Raw genomic sequence first — 18,820 nt, 5'->3', positions numbered from 1 at the left:
AAAGAAATGAACGTAGGCATTCACAGTATTGCATTTGACATACCGAAATTATACCTTCCGATAACCACTTTAGCGGAACAACGAAATATAGAAGCTGACAAACTTATCAAAGGATTGGGATTACATAAAATGAGTTTCTCCGATGTACATCAGGATGTGGTAACTATGGCTTCTAATGCCGCTTTACAGTTAATCCGTCAGGAAAATTTAAATCCCGACGAAATCAACCGAATTTATATTGGTACAGAAAGCGGTGTTGACAGCTCTAAACCTGTTGGTTCTTACGTTTTGTCTAATTTAGAAAGCGTTTTGGGTAAAGGCAGCTTAAGAAATTGTGACGTAGTTGATCTGACTTTTGCCTGCATAGGTGCTGTTGATGCCTTGCAAAATTGCTTGGATTACATTCGCCTTAATCCCTCCAAGAAAGCCATTGTTATCGCTTCAGATAATGCCAAATACGATTTAAACTCTACCGGAGAATACACGCAAGGCGCCGGTTCGATAGCGATGCTAATTACCGCAAATCCTAACATCTTAAGTTTTTCAAACGCCGTTGGTGTAGCCACTGAAGGTGTTTTTGATTTCTTCAAACCAAGAAGAATAATAAACAAAGAAACCATAACCACATCAAACCAAAACGAAGAATGGCAAGGTGTTTTAGAAGAAGAAATTGCCATCTATAAAGAGCAACCCGTATTCGACGGTCAATATTCTAACCAATGCTACATCAATCGTATTACTGAAGCCTATGACCATTATAAAACAGAAAGCGAACAACAAGGGAAAATCTACGAAACTTGGACCAACATCCTGATGCACCTTCCCTATTGTTTTCAAGGCAGAAGAACATTTATAGAAATATTTGCTAAAGAAAATCCTCAATTATTGGCTTCTCAAATTGGTGATTCAGACAAAGACAAGCTTAAGGCTTTAAGTAAAAGTCCGGAATACCTCAGCTTGGTCAAAGAAAAAATAGAACCTTCCGAAATTGCCTCCGGGCAAGTAGGCAACATTTATACCGGTTCGATTTTCTTAGGTCTATTGTCTACTCTGTGCTATCATTACCAACAAAAAACCAATTTGGCCCATCAAAAATTAGGGTTTATTGCTTACGGTAGCGGTTCAAAATCTAAAGTTTTTGAGGCAAAAGTTGGAACCAATTGGCAATCGGCAATTGCTAAAGCAAATCTTTTCGAAAGGCTTGAAAATTGTATAGCTATAGATTTTTCGACATACGAAAAACTCCATAAAAAGGAATTGAAAACCTCAGTGATTCAACCAAGTGAAGAATTCTATTTGGACAGCATTGAAAAAGACAATCCGGTATTGATTGGAGCAAGATACTACAAGTACGCTGACTGAGATTGAAAACCAAATCATCCTAACCAGCCGTCTCTATCTAGACTTCGGTACTGAATGGCTTCGGCAATATGGTTGGAATTTATCCTCTCCGACTCTTCTAAATCGGCTATAGTTCGAGACACTTTCAAAATCCTGTCGTAAGCCCTCGCCGATAAATTCAACCGCTCCATTGCTGTTTTTAATAATTGCAACGAACTATCATCCAACGCGCAGTAGGTTCGAATTTGTTTAGTCGTCATTTGCGCATTGTAGTGAATAGATGGATAGGATTCAAATCGCTTTGATTGAATTGCTCTGGCTTTCGTTACTCGTTCCCGTATCAAAATACTGCTTTCTGCCGGACGGGTTTCGGTGAGTTTTTCAAACGGTACAGGTGTCACTTCAATATGAATGTCTATTCGGTCCAACAATGGTCCGGAAATCTTACTCAAATACCGTTGCATCTCGGCCGGAGAAGAACTGACAGGCGCATCGGAATCATTAAAATAACCGCCAGGACTAGGATTCATACTGGCTACTAACATAAATGACGATGGATAAGTTATGGTAAATTTAGCTCTGGAAATTGTTACTTCTCTGTCTTCCAAAGGTTGGCGCATTACTTCTAAGACTTCTCTTTTAAACTCGGGTAATTCATCTAAAAACAGAACACCGTTGTGCGCTAATGAAATTTCTCCCGGTTGCGGATAACTGCCTCCGCCAACCAAAGAAACACTACTTGCCGTATGATGCGGACTCCGAAAAGGCCTTTGATTCAGCAAACCGACATCTTTGATTTTTCCGGCTACACTATGGATTTTGGTAGTTTCCAAAGCTTCGTTTAAAGTCATAGGCGGTAAAATACTCGGCAATCGTTTGGCCAACATGGTTTTCCCGGAACCCGGAGGACCGATCAGAATGATGTTATGCCCACCGGCTGCCGCAATCTCCATACAGCGTTTGATGCTCTCTTGACCTTTGACATCGGCAAAATCAAACTCAGGAAAGTCTAAGGTTTTATAGAATTCTTCATGAGTGTCAATTTTAGTGGGTTCTAGCGTTCCTTTGCCTTCAAAGAAATCAATGACTTGGAGTACATTTTCCACACCGTAAACGTCTAATCCGTCCACTATAGCAGCTTCTTTCACATTTTGAATGGGCAGAAAAAACCCTTTAAATCCTTCTTCTTTGGCTTTGATGGCAATAGATAAGGCTCCTTTAATGGGTTGCAAACTTCCGTCTAACGACAACTCGCCCATAATGACATACTGGTCAACTTCTGTAGCATTGATTTGGTTAGAAGCCGATAAAATCCCTATCGCCAAGGTTAAATCATAAGCCGAACCCTCTTTTCGCAAATCGGCTGGTGCCAAGTTTACCGTTATCTTTTTACCCGGAAAATCATAGCCGTTGTTTTTCAAAGCTGCGGCGATTCGGTAACTACTCTCTTTTATGGCATTATCCGGCAAACCTACCAAATGATAGCCGATTCCTTTATCAATATTAACCTCTACTGTTATCGTTGTGGCTTCTACACCAAAAACGGCACTTCCAAAAACTTTTACCAACATATCTTACATTTTTAAAAATAAAAATAGTGAAATAGTTACAAATAAAAATATATTATGTAAGAATAAAGATAACTAAGGAAGATTATCACTCATCAACTCACTTTTGTTTTTGGCGTAGTCATAGCCTTTGTGCCACCAATCTTTCATTTTATCTTTGTTAAAAATTAGTGCATTATCGGTGAGTTGCGTTGGCGTGTAGTATAAGTTGAGTTTGGCGTCTTTATTTTTGGCGGCTAATTTTCCTATGGTGATGTCGTGCTTTTCTACTTGTGTCAGCAACGTTTGAAACAAATCAATCATCAGCGAAAAAGGATTGCGTCCAATCTTTTTGGGGCGCGTTTGTACTTCGGTTTCCAATATGATTACATCAACTTCGGTCGCCCCGCGCTTTATCGCTTCACGAATCGGTACCAAACTCGAAAAACCGCCATCACCGTACTCATACCCGTTTTTAGTTACCAAAGACATAAACGGTATATAATTACATGAAATCCATATCCACTCGCAAAACTCCTCGTATTCAAAGTCTTTGATGGACTTGTATTCGACTTCATTCTTAGATAAATTCGTCACCGTAACAACCACTTCACAAGCAGTTGATTTAAGCAATGCAAATTCAGATATAGTAAAGTTTTCTTTGATGTATTCCAGCAATTTATGGCTTTCACCAAAGGTTCTTTTGCCTTTAACAAATTGTTTGATCACATTCCAGTGATTGATAGAAACGGTTTCGTTAGGCGTATTTTTGTTTTTAACCACAAACGGACTAACATCAAAAATACTGCGCATGTTCACATTAGAATAGATGTTGTAAATCTTATTGACTTCGCCCAAGGCCAAATGGGGAATCAGCAAACTTCCGGTAGAACTTCCAATTAAAATATCATAGGCACAGCCATTCTCCTGCATCAAATACTGTGCAACGCCACCAGCAAATGCGCCTTTGCTACCACCTCCGGATATGACTAACGCTCTCATGATTTTTCGTTTAACAATTTTTGCAATTGAACCGCTTCGTTTTGAGATAAAGATGGTAGTAGAGATTGAAACAAGTCGGCATACCCGTCATTTTTAAGCAATTGCCGAATTTTATCCCGGCCAAACTTACTGAACTGCCATTTGTGATGTACCGTTGCATTGACCAGATTTCTCAACACCGCTGCATCTTTCGGATGTATTGACAAGGCATTAGTTATAGCATTTTGGCGAACCGAACTCTCGAAAATCGGAGATGTGTAACCAACCAATTCGGTGTACAATGCCGCTCTATCTTGACTGTCTTCCGAAAGTAACGCAAAAGTAAGATATAGGATTCGCAAACTTTTGTCATTACCGCCAATCCAATTTTTAGCCTTTTCTAAGTACCTGTTCCGATTTTCGGGAAAGGCTTTCCAAAGCGTCATGAAGGCAATTTCTCGGGTATCATAAGAGGCATCGTCTAATAAAGTTTCATACGAAGATTGAAAGGAAAGCGGAATTTCCCCGACAAATTCTGCCACAGCTTGACGAACCTTAACATCATTGGTTTGCAATGCGAGTGACAATAACTCCGCTTTTTCAGCAAAAGTAACGTCTTTCAGTTGGTATAAAATTTCGGTTTTTATCGGATAAAAAACATCGGATTGCAGTAACGCTGTGAAGCGCTGTTTGTTTTCAGTTAATGCTTTTTTACGCAACTGTTGGGTTTCAAAAAGTTGCTGTATAAAGCTGTTTTTCTTTAACAATACATTGGCTTCCTCGGTTTGAAAATGATAATCTTCCAACCAGTTTTTTTTGAACTTTTCAGTATCGAAATTCGGTGCCGCTTTTTTTATTTCTGCCAGAAAATCATCGGTTTCGACATTCTTAAATTGATATTTTTTCAAATACGATTTCACTGCTTTTTGAAATAATTTCGGTCCGATGGCTTCGCGAATGGTATGCAAAGCCCAAGCGCCTTTTTGGTAAAACGATAGCGAACTGGCTTTTTCGTTCATCACCGGAATCGTATCGGTTTTAGCAGCATTGCGCAATTGCAATGATATTCGGTACAATTGATGGTAAAAATAATCGTCTCCGAAAACCTCACGCTCGGCCAATAAAGCGTAATACGTAGCAAATCCTTCCTGCAACCAATGATGCTTTCCGGATTTGGCGGTAACCACATCGCCAAACCATTGGTGCGCCAACTCGTGTGCGTTGACATTCACATAATTTCTATCGTTAAATCCAATGTCGTCCACCACATAATCTTGGGCAAAAATGGTACACGAGGTATTTTCCATACCGGCGTACAAAAAGTCTTCTACCGGAATTTGCTTGTACACTTGCCACGGATACTTGAATCCGATTTCTTCTTCTAAAAAATCAAAGATTTGCTTCGAATGACGGTAAGTAGCGTCGAACTTTGCTGTGTCTTTCGGCTGGATAAAAAACTGCAACGGAATCCCTGATTTTGAGGCAATAACTTTGTTCCTGAAATCGCCAATCACAAACGCTAACAAATAAGAGCTCATCGGTTTTTGCATCTGGTACAACCACGACTTTAATTGTTGGTCTGCCAAAGCACTCTTTTGAAGCACTCCGTTAGCAATAGCTACAAAATTATTTGGGCTGATGACTTGGAGATTAAAAACGACTTTCTCGTTCACATCGTCAAAACTCGGCATCCAATGACTGGTATATTTTCCTTGTCCTTGTGTCCAAATCTGAGCGGTTTCGCCTTGTCCGGTGAAATATACGGTTTGTTTGGGAAAGGCTGTATAACTGAAACTGACAATATTATTTCCTTTCTTGAAACCTTCAAAAAGCAACAATTCCTTTTTATTATTTTTAAAATTGACCGGTTTGTTGTTAATCTTCACCTCATTAAAATTCATGTCTTTGGCATCAATACGAATGGTATCTGTAGGTTGCAAAACCTTAAAATGATACACTACTTTTCCCGCTACTTTCCTCTCATTAAAATCGGGCGTCACTTTAGCATAGCACTCGGTAAAGTCGACCTTCGCGGTTTGCTGCGACCAAGAAAGACAAGAAAAAAGGAGTAGTAAATATTTCATTGTAAACCGATTTCTGTTAGCTTAACTAATTTTATCTTTCCATTTGGCTATTGGCTTCTCAATGAGAATCCACGACAAATAACTCACCAAAATCACAAAGCCTGTTTGGATCACAAATTCTATATAAGAAAATTGCCCTTGAGTAGCCGGCGTTTCAATGTGTAAACGCGAGAGAATAGCGGTCCAATACCTTGGAAAAACATTGTGGTATAAATATACTCCATAACTGATTAACCCGATAAAACTTAACATTTTGTTTTCTAAAATTCGGGTTACCAAATAGCTTTGCTGATTGAATCTACAATAGGCTATTAAGGCTACAGCCACAAGGGAAACTAACAACCTGTCCGAGTAAACCGGTAAAGGTGATACAAAATAATGAACAAAAATCAAGACTAAGGAAAGCACTCCTAACACATTGACCGTTTTGACAAAAGCAGTTTGCCATTCCGGTCGCCTTAATTCTACATAAGCCAACAACGCACCGATACCGAAGGCATTAATACACGAAATGGTCAACACATAAGTAATTCCGTCAATAAACAAAGGCGACAATGTTCCGACTATAATGGTAAGGGTTAGTAAACTAAGAATTCGGTTTCTAAAAAGCACCAACACCAAAAAAGGCCAAACCAAGTAAAATTGTTCTTCGACAGCTAAGGACCACAAATGCGCCAAACAGCCAAACCATTTGCCTTCAAAGTAGACCAAAAAATTAGAACCGTAAAAAAAGTACCAAAGAAAATTTTCCCTAAAACTATTGCCTACAATTCCATCATTGATATACAAAATGAACAGCAACAAATAGTAAATCGGGAAAATGCGAAGACTGCGTCGGATGACAAAACTCTTAATCAATTGAAAAGCGGTAGCCGTATTGTTTTCAATTTTTGTGACACCATTTATTAAAATCCTGGAAATCAGATAGCCACTCAACACAAAGAAAATATCTACCCCAAAATGGCCAATCGGCATGATTTTCAAAAAATGATCCGAGGGGAATCGATGGTAAACTATAACCATCAATACTGCAATTGCCCTAATGCCGTTGAGTCCGGAGATGTGTTTGATCATAAAAAATGATTTCCTTTTTACTGTTGTAAATAACGAAAAATATTCTCCAAATTCATAATGATTCGGAAATGAAATTTCAGATAAAGTATTTTTTAAACTATCTTCGCTATGACCATTGCTAAGTAAAAAAAATGTCGGGTAACCTTCTTCAAACTCCTATCGAATATCTAAAAGGTGTCGGACCGCAACGAGGTGAATTGTTGCGCAAAGAGTTAGGCATTCACCGCTATGAAGATTTGCTGAATTTTTATCCTAATCGCTATATCGACAGAACGCGTTATTACCAAATTAACGAGCTGAACAACAATCCTGCCGAAGTGCAAATCATCGGTAAAGTCGTTCACTTGAAAACCGTTGAATTCGGTAAAGGCAAAAAACGATTGGTTGCTGTTTTTACCGACAATACCGGTCAAATGGAACTCAACTGGTTCCAAGGCCACAAGTGGATTAGAGACTCTCTCAAACTGAATACGCCTTATGTCATTTTCGGAAAAGTGACTAATTTTAACGGGCAATACAGCATGGCGCATCCGGAGATGGAGTTGTATCAGGAACACCAACAAAGCCTGCGCTCCTCTATGCAACCGGTTTATCCTTCTACGGAAACCCTTACCAACAGAGGAATTTCCAATAGGGTAATCAACAAAATGATGCAACAGGTTTTTCTGGAAACCCAAGGACTTTTTTTAGAAACCTTACCCCAAAATCTTTTAGAGGAATTGAAAATGATTCCCAAAAGCGCTGCACTCTTCAATATCCACTTTCCGAAAAGTCCGGAACTATTGGCCAAAGCACAATTCCGATTAAAATTTGAAGAATTGTTCTTTATCCAACTGCAACTCATTACCAAAAACCTTGTTCGCAAACATAAAATCAAAGGACATCCGTTTACTGTAGTTGGCGAACATTTTAATAATTTCTACAAGAATCATTTGCCGTTTGAGTTGACCAATGCCCAAAAAAAGGTACTGAAAGAAATCCGAAACGACATGGGAACCAATGCCCAAATGAATCGCTTACTACAAGGCGATGTCGGCTCCGGAAAAACCATAGTCGCTTTAATGGCAATGCTGATTGCTCTCGACAATGGCTTTCAAAGTTGTTTGATGGCTCCGACTGAAATTTTAGCCACCCAACATTTCAATGGCTTGAGCGAATTGGCAAAAGACCTCAACATCAACATCAAATTGCTTACCGGTTCGACCAAAACTGCCGAACGCAAAATCATACACGAAGAACTGGAAAACGGTAGTTTGCACATCATAATCGGAACGCATGCCTTGTTAGAAAACAAAGTACAATTCCACAATTTAGGTTTGGCTATAATCGATGAGCAGCATCGTTTTGGTGTAGAACAACGGTCGAAATTGTGGCAAAAAAACGAAATTCCGCCGCATATCTTGGTCATGACCGCCACGCCTATTCCACGCACCTTAGCCATGAGTTTGTATGGCGATTTGGATATTTCGGTTATAGACGAATTACCGCCGGGCCGAAAACCCATTCAAACCGTACATCGTTACGACAGCAACCGATTGAAAGTTTGGAAATTCATTAAAGATGAAATTGCCAAAGGTCGCCAAATATATATAGTCTATCCTTTAATTCAAGAAAGTGAATCGATGGATTATAAAGATTTGATGGACGGCTACGAAAGTATATCACGCGATTTTCCGTTACCTCACTACAGCATCTCAATGGTACACGGCAAAATGAAACCAGCCGATAAAGATGCTGAAATGAAACGCTTCGCCGAAGGCAAAACCAATATTATGATAGCCACTACGGTAATTGAAGTGGGCGTTAATGTTCCCAATGCCAGCGTGATGATTATTGAAAGTGCCGAACGTTTCGGTTTATCGCAATTGCATCAGCTCAGAGGTCGAGTTGGTCGCGGTGCAGAACAGAGTTATTGTATTTTAATGACATCTTTCAAATTATCTAACGACAGTAAAATTCGTCTGGAAACCATGTGTAAAACCAATGACGGCTTTGAGATAGCAGAAGTCGATTTAAAATTGCGCGGACCGGGAGATATCATGGGCAAACAGCAAAGCGGTGTGCTGAATTTACAAATCGCCGATTTAGTAAAAGACAAAGAAATTTTGTTGCTGGCGAGACATGAAGCGATGAAATTACTCAAAAAAGATCCTTCTATGACCTTGCCGGAACACCAAACGCTTCGGACAGTTTTCATCGAATTAACCAAAAAGAAAAACATCTGGAATTACATCAGCTAACCAATAGTTGTACCTACAACTGTTAAATAAATTCTAAGGCGACCGCGGTTTCCGTGTGTAAAAAGTAACTTTGCCGTCACAACTAACTTCAACAATTACCTTTCTTTTCCATGAAAATAAAAAACTTCATCATCGCCATTATAGTCATTGCCCTGGGCGTAATGATTGCTTACAGAATTACCAAAAACAAAGCGGAAAACGACAAAGGAAACGATAAAAACGGAAAAAAACCGGCCACTCCGGTTACTTTTCATGTTGTAAAAGGACAAGACTTTTCAAATACTATTTCCCTTTCCGGTTCTATTGAAGCCAATGAGCAAATTGAAATCAGAAGCGAAGTTTCGGGTATTGTAGAAAACATTGCTTTTACTGAAGGTAGTGCTGTCAGTAAAGGACAAGTATTATTCAAAGTGAATGATATCGAACTTCGTGCACAACTGGCTCAAGCCAAAACCAAGGAAAGTCTGGCCTCTGAAAACGAAAGAAGAGCTAAATTGTTGCTGCAAAAAGAAGCCATCAGCCAAGAGGAATACGACATCGCAAGCGCTGATTATCGCACCGCCAAAGCACAAACACAATTGATCCAAGCACAAATCGGAAAAACCACCGTACGAGCGCCTTTCTCGGGAAAAATCGGATTGCGAAGTATTTCGCCGGGAACGTATGTTACACCCACTACATTAATTGCAAAGTTAGTCAGTACCAATCCATTAAAAATCACTTTCTCTATACCTGAAAAATACGCTACCGAGATTAGTAAAAATAACACCATAACGTTTACGGTTCCAAATGTAAAAGAAACCTTTACAGCCAAAATTTACGCCTTAGAGCCTGCCATTGAAGCCACAACCAGAACTTTACAAATCAGAGCTTTAACCGATAACTCGAACGGAAAATTATTACCGGGCACTTTTGCCAACATCGAATTACCGCTGAAAAACATCAAAGACGCTATCATCATTCCTACGGAAGCGATTGTGCCGATTCAAGATGGCAAAAAAGTTTTTATCGCTAACCATGGTAAAGCCAAAGAAGTAAAAATCGAAACCTTAACCCGAACCGATAAAGCTGTAGTCATTACTTCCGGTCTGAAAATCGGAGATACCGTCTTAACCTCCGGCGTAATGTCGTTAAAAGACGAAACCGACATTAAAATAATGGTCAAATAATTTTAGCATTTCAATTCCCAAATCTGAAATCTGAAATCTAAAATCTGAAATCAAATGAGTTTATCCACTATAAGTATCAAGCGACCGGTTTTTACCATTGTAATCAATTTGCTGATTATCCTTTTCGGCATCATCGGTTACAGCTATTTGGGCGTAAGAGAATTTCCTTCGATTGATCCGGCACAAATTTCTGTCAGAACCAATTATACCGGTGCCAATGCTGATATCATCGAATCGCAAATTACCGAACCGCTCGAAAAAGCCATCAACTCCATCGATGGTATTCGAAACATTACGTCCTCCAGCAACCAAGGTTCAAGTAATATTACCATCGAATTCAAACTCGAAAAAAACTTAGAAGAAGCCGCGAATGATGTGCGCGACAAAGTATCGCAAGCCATCCGAAGTTTACCGCAAGATATCGATGCGCCGCCGGTAGTTTCGAAAGCCGATGCCGATTCGGACGCCATCATTTCCATGACCGTTCAAAGTGATACTAAAAGTGTATTGGAACTAAGTGATTATGCCGAAAATGTTATAGCCGAGCGCTTGCAAACCATACCCGGTGTAAGCGGAGTACAAATTTGGGGACAAAAGCGTTACGCCATGCGTATTTGGCTCGATCCCGTAAAGCTCAATGCCTACGGCGTTACCGTTTCAGATGTCAGAATTGCTTTGGAGAAACAAAACGTCGAATTGCCTTCTGGGAAATTAACGGGAGCCAATACTGAACTTACCGTAAAAACACTCGGCAATTTATCCAACGAAACCGAATTCAACAACATTATCATTTTAGCCAACAACGACAAAATAGTTCGGTTGAGTGATGTTGGTCGCGCCGAATTAGGTCCGGAAAACTTAGAAACCCAATTCAAAGCCAACGACCAATCGATGGTAGCTTTGGCGATAGTACCACAACCGGGAACCAATTATCTGGCCATAGCCGAAGAGTTTTACAAACAATATGAAGGTTTTCAAAAAGACTTGCCGAAAGACATCAAGCTCAACGTGGCTTTGGACAATACAGTTTTCATTAAAAAATCGATAGTAGAAGTAGCTGAAACGCTTTTGATTTCGGTAATTTTGGTGATTTTGATTATCTTTTTGTTTTTCCGCGACTGGTCTATTGCTTTCCGTCCGTTAATTGATATTCCGGTATCATTGATTGCCACTTTTTTCATCATGTATTTGTGTGGTTTTTCAGTGAACGTACTCACATTATTGGCGATAGTTTTAGCCACCGGTTTGGTGGTAGATGACGGAATTGTAGTGACGGAAAACATCTTCAAAAAAGTCGAAGAAGGCATGTCGCCTATAGAAGCCGCGATCAAAGGTTCTAACGAAATTTTCTTCGCCGTAATCTCAATCTCCATCACTTTAGCAGCGGTGTTTTTACCGATTATCTTTTTGGAAGGATACGTGGGTAGATTGTTCCGAGAATTCGGAGTCGTCATCGGAGCAGCCGTTTTGGTTTCGGCCTTTGTATCGCTTACCTTAACCCCTATGTTGAACGCCTATTTGATGAAAGGCGGCGAACAAAAGAAAACCAAATTCTACACTTTTACCGAACCGTATTTTCAGAGTTTAAATAAAGGTTACGCTTCGGCTTTAGAAGGATTTATGCGAAGAAAATGGTTGAGTTTCCCTATCGTAATCGTTTGTTTCGGATTGATTGCGTTATTCTTCAACATACTGCCCAAAGAAACGGCACCTTACGACGATAGAAGTTTGGTGATTGTAAGTGTAACCACACCCGAAGGTGCTACTTTCGACTATACTGACCGATTTATGGAAGACATGTCGAAATTGATGAACGACAGCATACCGGAGAAAAAAATTGCTTTGGTGATTACGTCACCCGCATTTTTATCGTCCTCGGTAAATACAGGCCGAATTCGTTTGGCACTGAAAAATCCGGAGGAAAGAGAACGCTCTCAAAAAGAAATTGCAGACGATTTTACCAAATGGACTAAAAAATATACGGAAGCCAAAGTCACCATTTCAGAACAACCAACCATAGCGGTAAACCGTCGTGGCGGATTGCCGATTCAGTATATTATTCAGGCGCCAAACTTTGAAAAGTTGCGTGAAAAGATTCCACAGTTTATGGAAGAAGCCAATAAAAGTGAGGTGTTTTCCACCGTTGACGTGAATTTGAAATTCAACAAACCCGAAATCAACGTAACCATCGATCGTGAAAAAGCGGAGAGCTTGGGCATTTCGGTTTTAGATGTCGCGCAAACGCTGCAATTGTCGTTAAGCGGACAACGCTTCGGTTATTACATGCAAAACGGCAAACAGTACCAAGTGATTGGGCAATTTGACGAAAAAGACCGCGATGAACCTTTGGATTTGACCTCGATGTTTGTGAAAAACAACAAAGGCGAATTGATTCAACTCGACAATGTGGTTACCGTGGAAGAACAAAGTAATCCACCGCAGTTATTCCACAACAACCGTTATATGTCGGCCACCGTTTTCGCCGGATTAGCTCCGGGAAAAAGTATGGGCGACGGCATTGAAGCCATGGATGAAATTAAAGCGAAAGTGCTTGACGATTCATTTACCACGGATTTAGGCGGAGAATCTCGCGATTTTGTGGAAAGTAGTTCCAATACTTCCTTCGCCTTCGGCTTGGCATTATTACTGATTTATTTGATTTTAGCTGCTCAGTTTGAAAGTTTTATCGATCCGTTCATTATCATTTTAACCGTGCCAATGGCGGTAGCCGGAGCGTTATTTTCCTTGTGGTTGTTTGGCCAAACATGGAACATTTTCAGTCAAATCGGAACCGTAATGCTCATTGGATTGGTAACCAAAAACGGAATTCTGATCGTGGAATTTGCCAACCAACTCCGAGAACAAGGCTTGCCGAAATACGAAGCCATCATCCAAGCCTCGGAAGCGCGATTGCGACCTATTTTAATGACGAGTTTGGCGATTGCCTTGGGTGCGTTGCCGATTGCATTGTCACTTGGCGCTGCATCCACCAGCCGAATCGGAATGGGTGTTGTCATTGTAGGCGGAACCATTTTCTCTTTGATTCTGACCTTGTTTGTAATTCCGGCCTTTTACTTAATGTGGTCGAGAGCCAAGAAACACCGCCCGGAATTTGATAATTTAGAAGCTTTAGAGAAGTAATTATGAAAATCAAATCGATATATCTCATCACTTTGGTCTTGGCTTTTTTGCCAAAAATGCGAGCGCAAGAATTGTTGCTCTTAGAAGATGCTGTTAAAATAGCCTTAGAAAATAACTACGATATTAAGTTGGCCAAAAACGAGCTCAAAATTGATGAGCTCAATAACAGCGCCGGAAATGCCGGGATGTTGCCAACCATCAACGCCTTGGTAACCGATAATAACAGTATTACCAACACTAAACAAACCCAAGCCGATGGTTCGGAAAGAACTTTAGACGGCGCCCGAAATATGAACTTAACTTATGGTGTAGGTTTGGATTGGACGGTTTTTGACGGACTGCGGATGTTTGCCCGAAAAGAGCAACTTAACATCCTGCAAAAACAAGGCGAAGCCGAATTGAAATTGGCCATACTCACCAAAATCAGTGAAGTGTATCTGAACTATTTCGATTTGGTCCAACAGCAGCAACAATTGGCAGCTATAGATACAGCCATTGTGATTTCACAAGAAAGAGTTACTACAGCGGAAAACCGTTTTAGCATCGGGAAAGCTTCTAAATTGGAAGTTTTAAATGCACAAGTCGACTTGAATACCGATAAAAGTTTGCAACTCAAGCAACTGGAAACGCTTAAAAATGCTAAGATTCGCCTAAACGAAATTTTAGCGCGCGATGTTCAAACCGAATTTGTAGTGGCCAACGAAATTTCGGTAGACGAACAATTGAAATACGACGAATTGAAATCGGCTGCCGAGAATCAGAATCCGCAATTGCAAGCCCAAATGCTGACCAAAAACAGCGCGGAACAACAGTTGAAGCAAGTGAAAGCCGGTCGCTATCCAACCATTCGCATTACTTCGGGCTATAATTTTACGCGTTCGGAAGCTTCTTTAGGCTTTATCACGCAATCGTCCAACCGCGGATTTGCTTATGGTTTTAACGCATCGATGCCTATCTTTAACGGCAACCTGCAAAACCGTAATGAGCGCATCGCCAAAGTACAATTGGAAAACGCCAACGTTACTTTGGAACAACAGAAAAGAAGTCTGGAAAGCCAATTAAATGCTGCTTTTGCCAGTTACACCACCAATTTGGAACTGACCAAAGTAGAAGCCCAAAATCTTAAAATTGCTGAGCAAAATTTGGACATTACGTTGGCCAAGTTTAAAATCGGAACCATTACACCTATTGAGTTCAGAACCGCTCAGCAGAATTTTTTAGAGGCTAAAGTGCGTTACAGCAATGCTTTGTATCTGACTAAAATTCACGAAATCACCTTAAAAGAATTAGCGGGAAGTTTGCGTTTTTAATGTATTTTTGAACTCAAATCAACCAACCTATGGTAAAATACAACCCTAAAGACTGGATTACCTTTATTTTCCGATTTCACAAAGCCGATACTTTTCGACAATTGTTTCCGATGATGATTTTTATCGGATTGTATTCCGGTGCCATTTGCTATTTGGAAGTCGAATACTGGAAACTATCCGATACCAGTCATGTGAAAAATATTTCCATCATGCACGGGATGTTGGGTTTTGTCATTTCGTTATTGTTGGCTTACCGAACCAACACTGCTTACGATCGTTGGTGGGAAGGTCGAAAACTCTGGGGTTCGTTGGTAAATAACAGTCGGAATTTAGCGATTAAGCTTTCGGCCATACTAAAAGATGAACACGATAAAAAATACTTGCGTTTTCTGATTCCGACTTACGCATCTATCTTATCCAAACATTTGAGCAATGAAGAAGTCGGGCAAATTTTATTTGAAGATGTCGAGTTACAAATCAACTTGCAAAAACACAAACCCAATCAAGTAGCGCAAGTATTGTTTCAAAAGATAAACGACTTACATCAGGTCGGAAAAATATCGGGAGAACAGTTAATTATTTTGAACGCCGAGTTACAGTCGTTTACTGACGTTTGCGGTGCTTGTGAACGCATCAAAAACACTCCTATTCCCTACTCTTACAGTGCTTTTATCAAGAAGTTTATATTCTTTTATGTGATGACTTTGCCTTTTGGCTATGTTTTCAATTTAGGGTATTATGTGATCCCGGTGGTAGTTTTTATCTTTTATGTTTTGGCTTCGTTGGAATTAATTGCTGAAGAAATTGAAGATCCTTTCGGCAACGACGAGAACGATTTGCCTACCGGCAAAATAGCCGAAAACATCAAGCGTCACGTGGAAGAAATCCTCTAAGTATAGTTATTTAGCAAGAAAAAGACCTTTCTCTAAAAAAAATATCACTTTAAGTCTTATCTTAGTAGTTCGATTGTTTTTTTTATGGCGTCCAAAATTTTGCTTAACAAACCTGCTCTTACTCACGAAAAGTCGCTCAAGACTTTGGTGGAAAACCGCACTATTTTCTCTTTAGACCATTGCGAACTCAATATTTTTGAAACCTATCAAAAATCGGATTTGGTGCCGCTCAAGTTTAACGACTTGGTGGTGACGAGTATGTTGCGCGGTAAAAAAATCATGCATCTTTTTGACGAACCGCAGTTTGAGTATTTGCCCGGAGAAACTGTGATTGTACCGTCGAATGTGGAAATGAAAATTGACTTTCCCGAAGCGTCTAAAGAAAATCCGACGCAATGTATTGCTTTGGCTATCGATAATAAAATCATCACCGACACTTTAGATTTTTTAAACGAAAAATACCCCAAAGAAGGCAAGAGCAATTTGTGGAAACTCGACCATGAAAACTACTTTTTTTACAACAATGTAGAATTGGCCGGTACCATCAATAAGCTGATTAAGGAATGCATGGGCGATTCGATTACCAAAGATGCCATAGCCGATTTGACGCTGCAAGAATTAATCATCCGCATCATTCAAACCCAAACAGCCAAGCGTTTTGAAGATGAAAAGTTCATCGACAGCAGCAGTCCGATTTCGCCTTCGATAGATTTCATCAAAAAGAACATCCGCGAAAGCATCAGTTTGAAAGATTTGAGCGATAAAGCATGTATGAGTACGACTTCTTTTTATCGTTATTTTAAAAGAGAATTGGGCATGAGTCCGATTGAATACATCTTAAACGAAAAAATCAAACACGCCAAAAAACTTCTCAGCAATCCGAACATACACGTCAACGAAGTGTCTTATGCCAGCGGTTTTGAAGATTGCAATTATTTTATTCGACTGTTCAAAAAATACGAAGGCGTTACTCCGAAACAATACCAATTGATGAATTTTACGTCACACTAATCGTAAGCATTGTACTTGACCGGTTCGAGTTGGGCCAGTTCTTCCTCGGTAAACAATCGATAATTGATAATAAATGTTTTACCGTAGGGCGTTTCCAACGAAAAGCCACCCGCGCCTATGCCATCCATCACATCTAAAGTGAAATGCGCATTTTTCCAGTATTCGAATAAATCTTTGTCGAGCCAAAACTCGCATTCGGCTATTTCGCCTATGCAAACATCTCCGGTTCGGATGTAAAAACCACCTTTTTCAAAACACTGCGGCTGCGTACCTTCGCAACAACCACCGGCTTGGTAAAACATCAAATCGCCGAACTTTTCTTTCAGCATTTGTACCAATGCTAAAGCGTTTTCAGTTACTGCTAATCTTTTCATCTTTTTACTTTTTAGTATAAACAAACCGCAAACCGACTCCGAAAAGCCAATTTGCGGTAGTAACCAATTAATCTCAACTACTAAAAGAACCCTAATTTGTTTTTGTTATAAGAAATCAACATATTTTTAGTTTGACGGTAATGCGCCAACATCATTTTGTGGTTTTCTCTACCAATACCCGATTGCTTGTAACCGCCAAACGGTGCTCCGGCCGGATAAGCGTGGTAACTGTTGACCCAAACCCTACCGGCGTGAATCGCTCTCGGCACTTGATACAATTCGTGAGCGTCGCGTGTCCAAACTCCGGCGCCTAAACCATACAAAGTATCATTGGCAATCTCGATAGCTTCTTCGGTGGTTTTGAATGTAGTTACTGCCAATACCGGTCCGAATATCTCTTCTTGGAAAATGCGCATTTTATTGGTGCCTTTGAATACGGTTGGTTTGATGTAATAACCATTGTCTAAGTCACCTCCCAATTTATTTTCATCGCCACCAATTAACAACTCGGCGCCTTCCTCTTTTCCTAAATTGATGTAAGACATAATTTTATCTCTTTGCACTTTGGAAGCTTGGGCACCCATCATTACTGTCGGATCTAACGGATTTCCGGTTTTTACGGCAGCTACCCTGGCTAAAACACGCTCCATAAATTGGTCGTAAATAGATTCGTGAACCAATAAACGTGACGGACATGTACAAACTTCTCCTTGGTTTAAGCAATACAATACGGCGCCTTCAACGGCTTTGTCTAAAAATTCGTCATCGGCTTCCATTACAGAAGGGAAGAAAATGTTAGGCGATTTTCCACCCAATTCTAAAGTCACCGGAACGATATTTTCGGTAGCATATTGCATTACCATTCTTCCGGTAGCTGTTGATCCTGTGAACGCCGCTTTGGCTACTTTAGGATTGGTTACTAAAGCTCTACCCAATTCGGAGCCGAAACCATTCACTACATTCACCACACCGGCCGGAATGATATCGCCTATCAATTCCATCAAAACCATAATCGAAATTGGCGTATTTTCAGCTGGCTTTAATACCACGCAGTTTCCTGCAGCCAAAGCCGGAGCCAATTTCCAAACGGCCATCAACAACGGGAAATTCCACGGAATGATTTGGGCAATAACACCTATAGGTTCGTGAACAATCAAGGAAACCGTAGTATCATCTAACTCGCTCACCGAACCTTCTTCGGCACGAATTACACCGGCAAAATATCTGAAATGATCGATAGCCAATGGCAAATCAGCCGCTAAAGTTTCGCGAACCGCTTTACCGTTATCAATGGTTTCAACCGCCGACAAATACTCGAGGTTGTCTTCCATTACTTGGGCTATTTTAATCAGCATATTGCTACGGTCGGTTACCGAAACTTTACCCCAAGTTTTAAAGGCTTCATGTGCGGCATCAACCGCTAAGGTTAAATCTTCTTTGTTAGAATGTGCGGCTTTGGTAAATACTTTTCCGTCAACCGGAGACACTACATCGAAGTACTGACCCGAGGCTGGTGCCACGAATTTACCGCCTATAAAATTGTCGTACTTATCTTTAAATGTGGGTCTTTGAATTAAATTACTCATAATTATATTTTTTTGATTCATTCAAAAGTACTGTCAATCCCAAATTCCAAATAGCACAATTCGGGCAAT

13 protein-coding genes are annotated in these 18,820 nt (G+C 40.2%); 7 read left to right on the top strand and 6 right to left on the bottom strand.

Annotated features, from left to right (window positions below):
• Positions 1-6 precede the first annotated feature (6 nt).
• Positions 7-1,362 (top strand): hydroxymethylglutaryl-CoA synthase family protein, encoded by a 1,356-nt coding sequence (locus ACJG85_RS06845; protein WP_412475981.1) that lies wholly within the window; start codon positions 7-9, stop codon positions 1,360-1,362.
• A gap of 14 nt (positions 1,363-1,376) precedes the next feature.
• On the opposite strand, the gene ACJG85_RS06840 is transcribed toward ACJG85_RS06845, so the two are convergent.
• From ACJG85_RS06840 to ACJG85_RS06825, 4 genes are all read right to left on the bottom strand, one after another.
• Positions 1,377-2,912 carry a YifB family Mg chelatase-like AAA ATPase gene (locus tag ACJG85_RS06840; RefSeq protein WP_412475980.1) on the bottom strand — a complete coding sequence of 512 codons (1,536 nt, stop codon included), beginning with the start codon at positions 2,910-2,912 and terminating at the stop codon, positions 1,377-1,379.
• A 72-nt stretch (positions 2,913-2,984) separates the two neighbouring features.
• Complete coding sequence (locus ACJG85_RS06835) at positions 2,985-3,890, bottom strand: patatin-like phospholipase family protein (RefSeq protein WP_409677623.1); 906 nt, start codon at positions 3,888-3,890, stop codon at positions 2,985-2,987.
• On the bottom strand, positions 3,887-5,953 hold the full coding sequence (locus tag ACJG85_RS06830) for a M1 family metallopeptidase (protein ID WP_412475979.1): 2,067 nt from the start codon (positions 5,951-5,953) through the stop codon (positions 3,887-3,889). The genes ACJG85_RS06835 and ACJG85_RS06830 overlap by 4 nt, the downstream gene beginning before the upstream one ends.
• A 21-nt stretch (positions 5,954-5,974) precedes the next feature.
• Complete coding sequence (locus tag ACJG85_RS06825) at positions 5,975-7,027, bottom strand: acyltransferase family protein (RefSeq protein ID WP_412475978.1); 1,053 nt, start codon at positions 7,025-7,027, stop codon at positions 5,975-5,977.
• Positions 7,028-7,158: 131 nt separating this feature from the next.
• Between ACJG85_RS06825 and recG the strand changes: the two genes are divergently transcribed.
• The 6 genes from recG (at position 7,159) to ACJG85_RS06795 (ending at position 16,791) form a co-directional block, all read left to right on the top strand.
• Positions 7,159-9,267, top strand: a complete 2,109-nt coding sequence (gene recG / locus ACJG85_RS06820) for an ATP-dependent DNA helicase RecG (protein WP_409677629.1) — start codon at positions 7,159-7,161, stop codon at positions 9,265-9,267.
• A gap of 110 nt (positions 9,268-9,377) precedes the next feature.
• Positions 9,378-10,436 carry an efflux RND transporter periplasmic adaptor subunit gene (locus ACJG85_RS06815; RefSeq protein ID WP_412475977.1) on the top strand — a complete coding sequence of 353 codons (1,059 nt, stop codon included), beginning with the start codon at positions 9,378-9,380 and terminating at the stop codon, positions 10,434-10,436.
• 54 nt (positions 10,437-10,490) lie between these two features.
• Positions 10,491-13,577 (top strand): efflux RND transporter permease subunit, encoded by a 3,087-nt coding sequence (locus ACJG85_RS06810; RefSeq protein ID WP_412475976.1) that lies wholly within the window; start codon positions 10,491-10,493, stop codon positions 13,575-13,577.
• Between the two features lie 2 nt (positions 13,578-13,579).
• Positions 13,580-14,887: a TolC family protein gene (locus ACJG85_RS06805; RefSeq protein ID WP_412463648.1), complete on the top strand. Its 1,308-nt coding sequence runs from the start codon at positions 13,580-13,582 to the stop codon at positions 14,885-14,887.
• Positions 14,888-14,916: 29 nt separating this feature from the next.
• Complete coding sequence (locus ACJG85_RS06800) at positions 14,917-15,780, top strand: bestrophin family protein (protein WP_412475975.1); 864 nt, start codon at positions 14,917-14,919, stop codon at positions 15,778-15,780.
• An 84-nt stretch (positions 15,781-15,864) separates the two neighbouring features.
• Entirely contained in the window at positions 15,865-16,791 is a 927-nt protein-coding gene (locus ACJG85_RS06795; RefSeq protein ID WP_409677639.1) for an AraC family transcriptional regulator, read from the top strand.
• Here ACJG85_RS06795 and ACJG85_RS06790 read toward each other — a convergent pair.
• A complete protein-coding gene (locus tag ACJG85_RS06790) occupies positions 16,788-17,165 on the bottom strand; it encodes a DUF779 domain-containing protein (protein WP_409677641.1) in 378 nt (125 codons plus the stop codon). The two genes, ACJG85_RS06795 and ACJG85_RS06790, sit on opposite strands and share 4 nt — an antisense overlap.
• Positions 17,166-17,245: 80 nt before the next feature.
• Positions 17,246-18,751: an aldehyde dehydrogenase family protein gene (locus ACJG85_RS06785; protein ID WP_412475974.1), complete on the bottom strand. Its 1,506-nt coding sequence runs from the start codon at positions 18,749-18,751 to the stop codon at positions 17,246-17,248.
• Positions 18,752-18,820: the final 69 nt, after the last annotated feature.

It is taken from the genome of Flavobacterium mekongense (assembly GCF_047038255.1).
Taxonomy (GTDB): Bacteria; Bacteroidota; Bacteroidia; order Flavobacteriales; family Flavobacteriaceae; genus Flavobacterium; species Flavobacterium mekongense.
The sequence above is the reverse complement of the archived record's forward strand: the minus strand, read 5'-3'. Positions and strand labels throughout refer to the sequence as shown.

Excerpts from the sequence above, each read along its gene's own strand:
- ACJG85_RS06790 (WP_409677641.1), bottom strand. The coding sequence starts at position 17,165 with ATGAAAAGATTAGCAGTAACTGAAAACGCTTTAGCATTGGTACAAATG.
- ACJG85_RS06810 (WP_412475976.1), top strand. The coding sequence starts at position 10,491 with ATGAGTTTATCCACTATAAGTATCAAGCGACCGGTTTTTACCATTGTA.
- ACJG85_RS06795 (WP_409677639.1), top strand. The coding sequence starts at position 15,865 with ATGGCGTCCAAAATTTTGCTTAACAAACCTGCTCTTACTCACGAAAAG.
- ACJG85_RS06845 (WP_412475981.1), top strand. The coding sequence starts at position 7 with ATGAACGTAGGCATTCACAGTATTGCATTTGACATACCGAAATTATAC.
- ACJG85_RS06825 (WP_412475978.1), bottom strand. The coding sequence starts at position 7,027 with ATGATCAAACACATCTCCGGACTCAACGGCATTAGGGCAATTGCAGTA.
- ACJG85_RS06815 (WP_412475977.1), top strand. The coding sequence starts at position 9,378 with ATGAAAATAAAAAACTTCATCATCGCCATTATAGTCATTGCCCTGGGC.
- ACJG85_RS06835 (WP_409677623.1), bottom strand. The coding sequence starts at position 3,890 with ATGAGAGCGTTAGTCATATCCGGAGGTGGTAGCAAAGGCGCATTTGCT.
- recG (WP_409677629.1), top strand. The coding sequence starts at position 7,159 with ATGTCGGGTAACCTTCTTCAAACTCCTATCGAATATCTAAAAGGTGTC.
- ACJG85_RS06805 (WP_412463648.1), top strand. The coding sequence starts at position 13,580 with ATGAAAATCAAATCGATATATCTCATCACTTTGGTCTTGGCTTTTTTG.
- ACJG85_RS06800 (WP_412475975.1), top strand. The coding sequence starts at position 14,917 with ATGGTAAAATACAACCCTAAAGACTGGATTACCTTTATTTTCCGATTT.
- ACJG85_RS06840 (WP_412475980.1), bottom strand. The coding sequence starts at position 2,912 with ATGTTGGTAAAAGTTTTTGGAAGTGCCGTTTTTGGTGTAGAAGCCACA.
- ACJG85_RS06830 (WP_412475979.1), bottom strand. The coding sequence starts at position 5,953 with ATGAAATATTTACTACTCCTTTTTTCTTGTCTTTCTTGGTCGCAGCAA.
- ACJG85_RS06785 (WP_412475974.1), bottom strand. The coding sequence starts at position 18,751 with ATGAGTAATTTAATTCAAAGACCCACATTTAAAGATAAGTACGACAAT.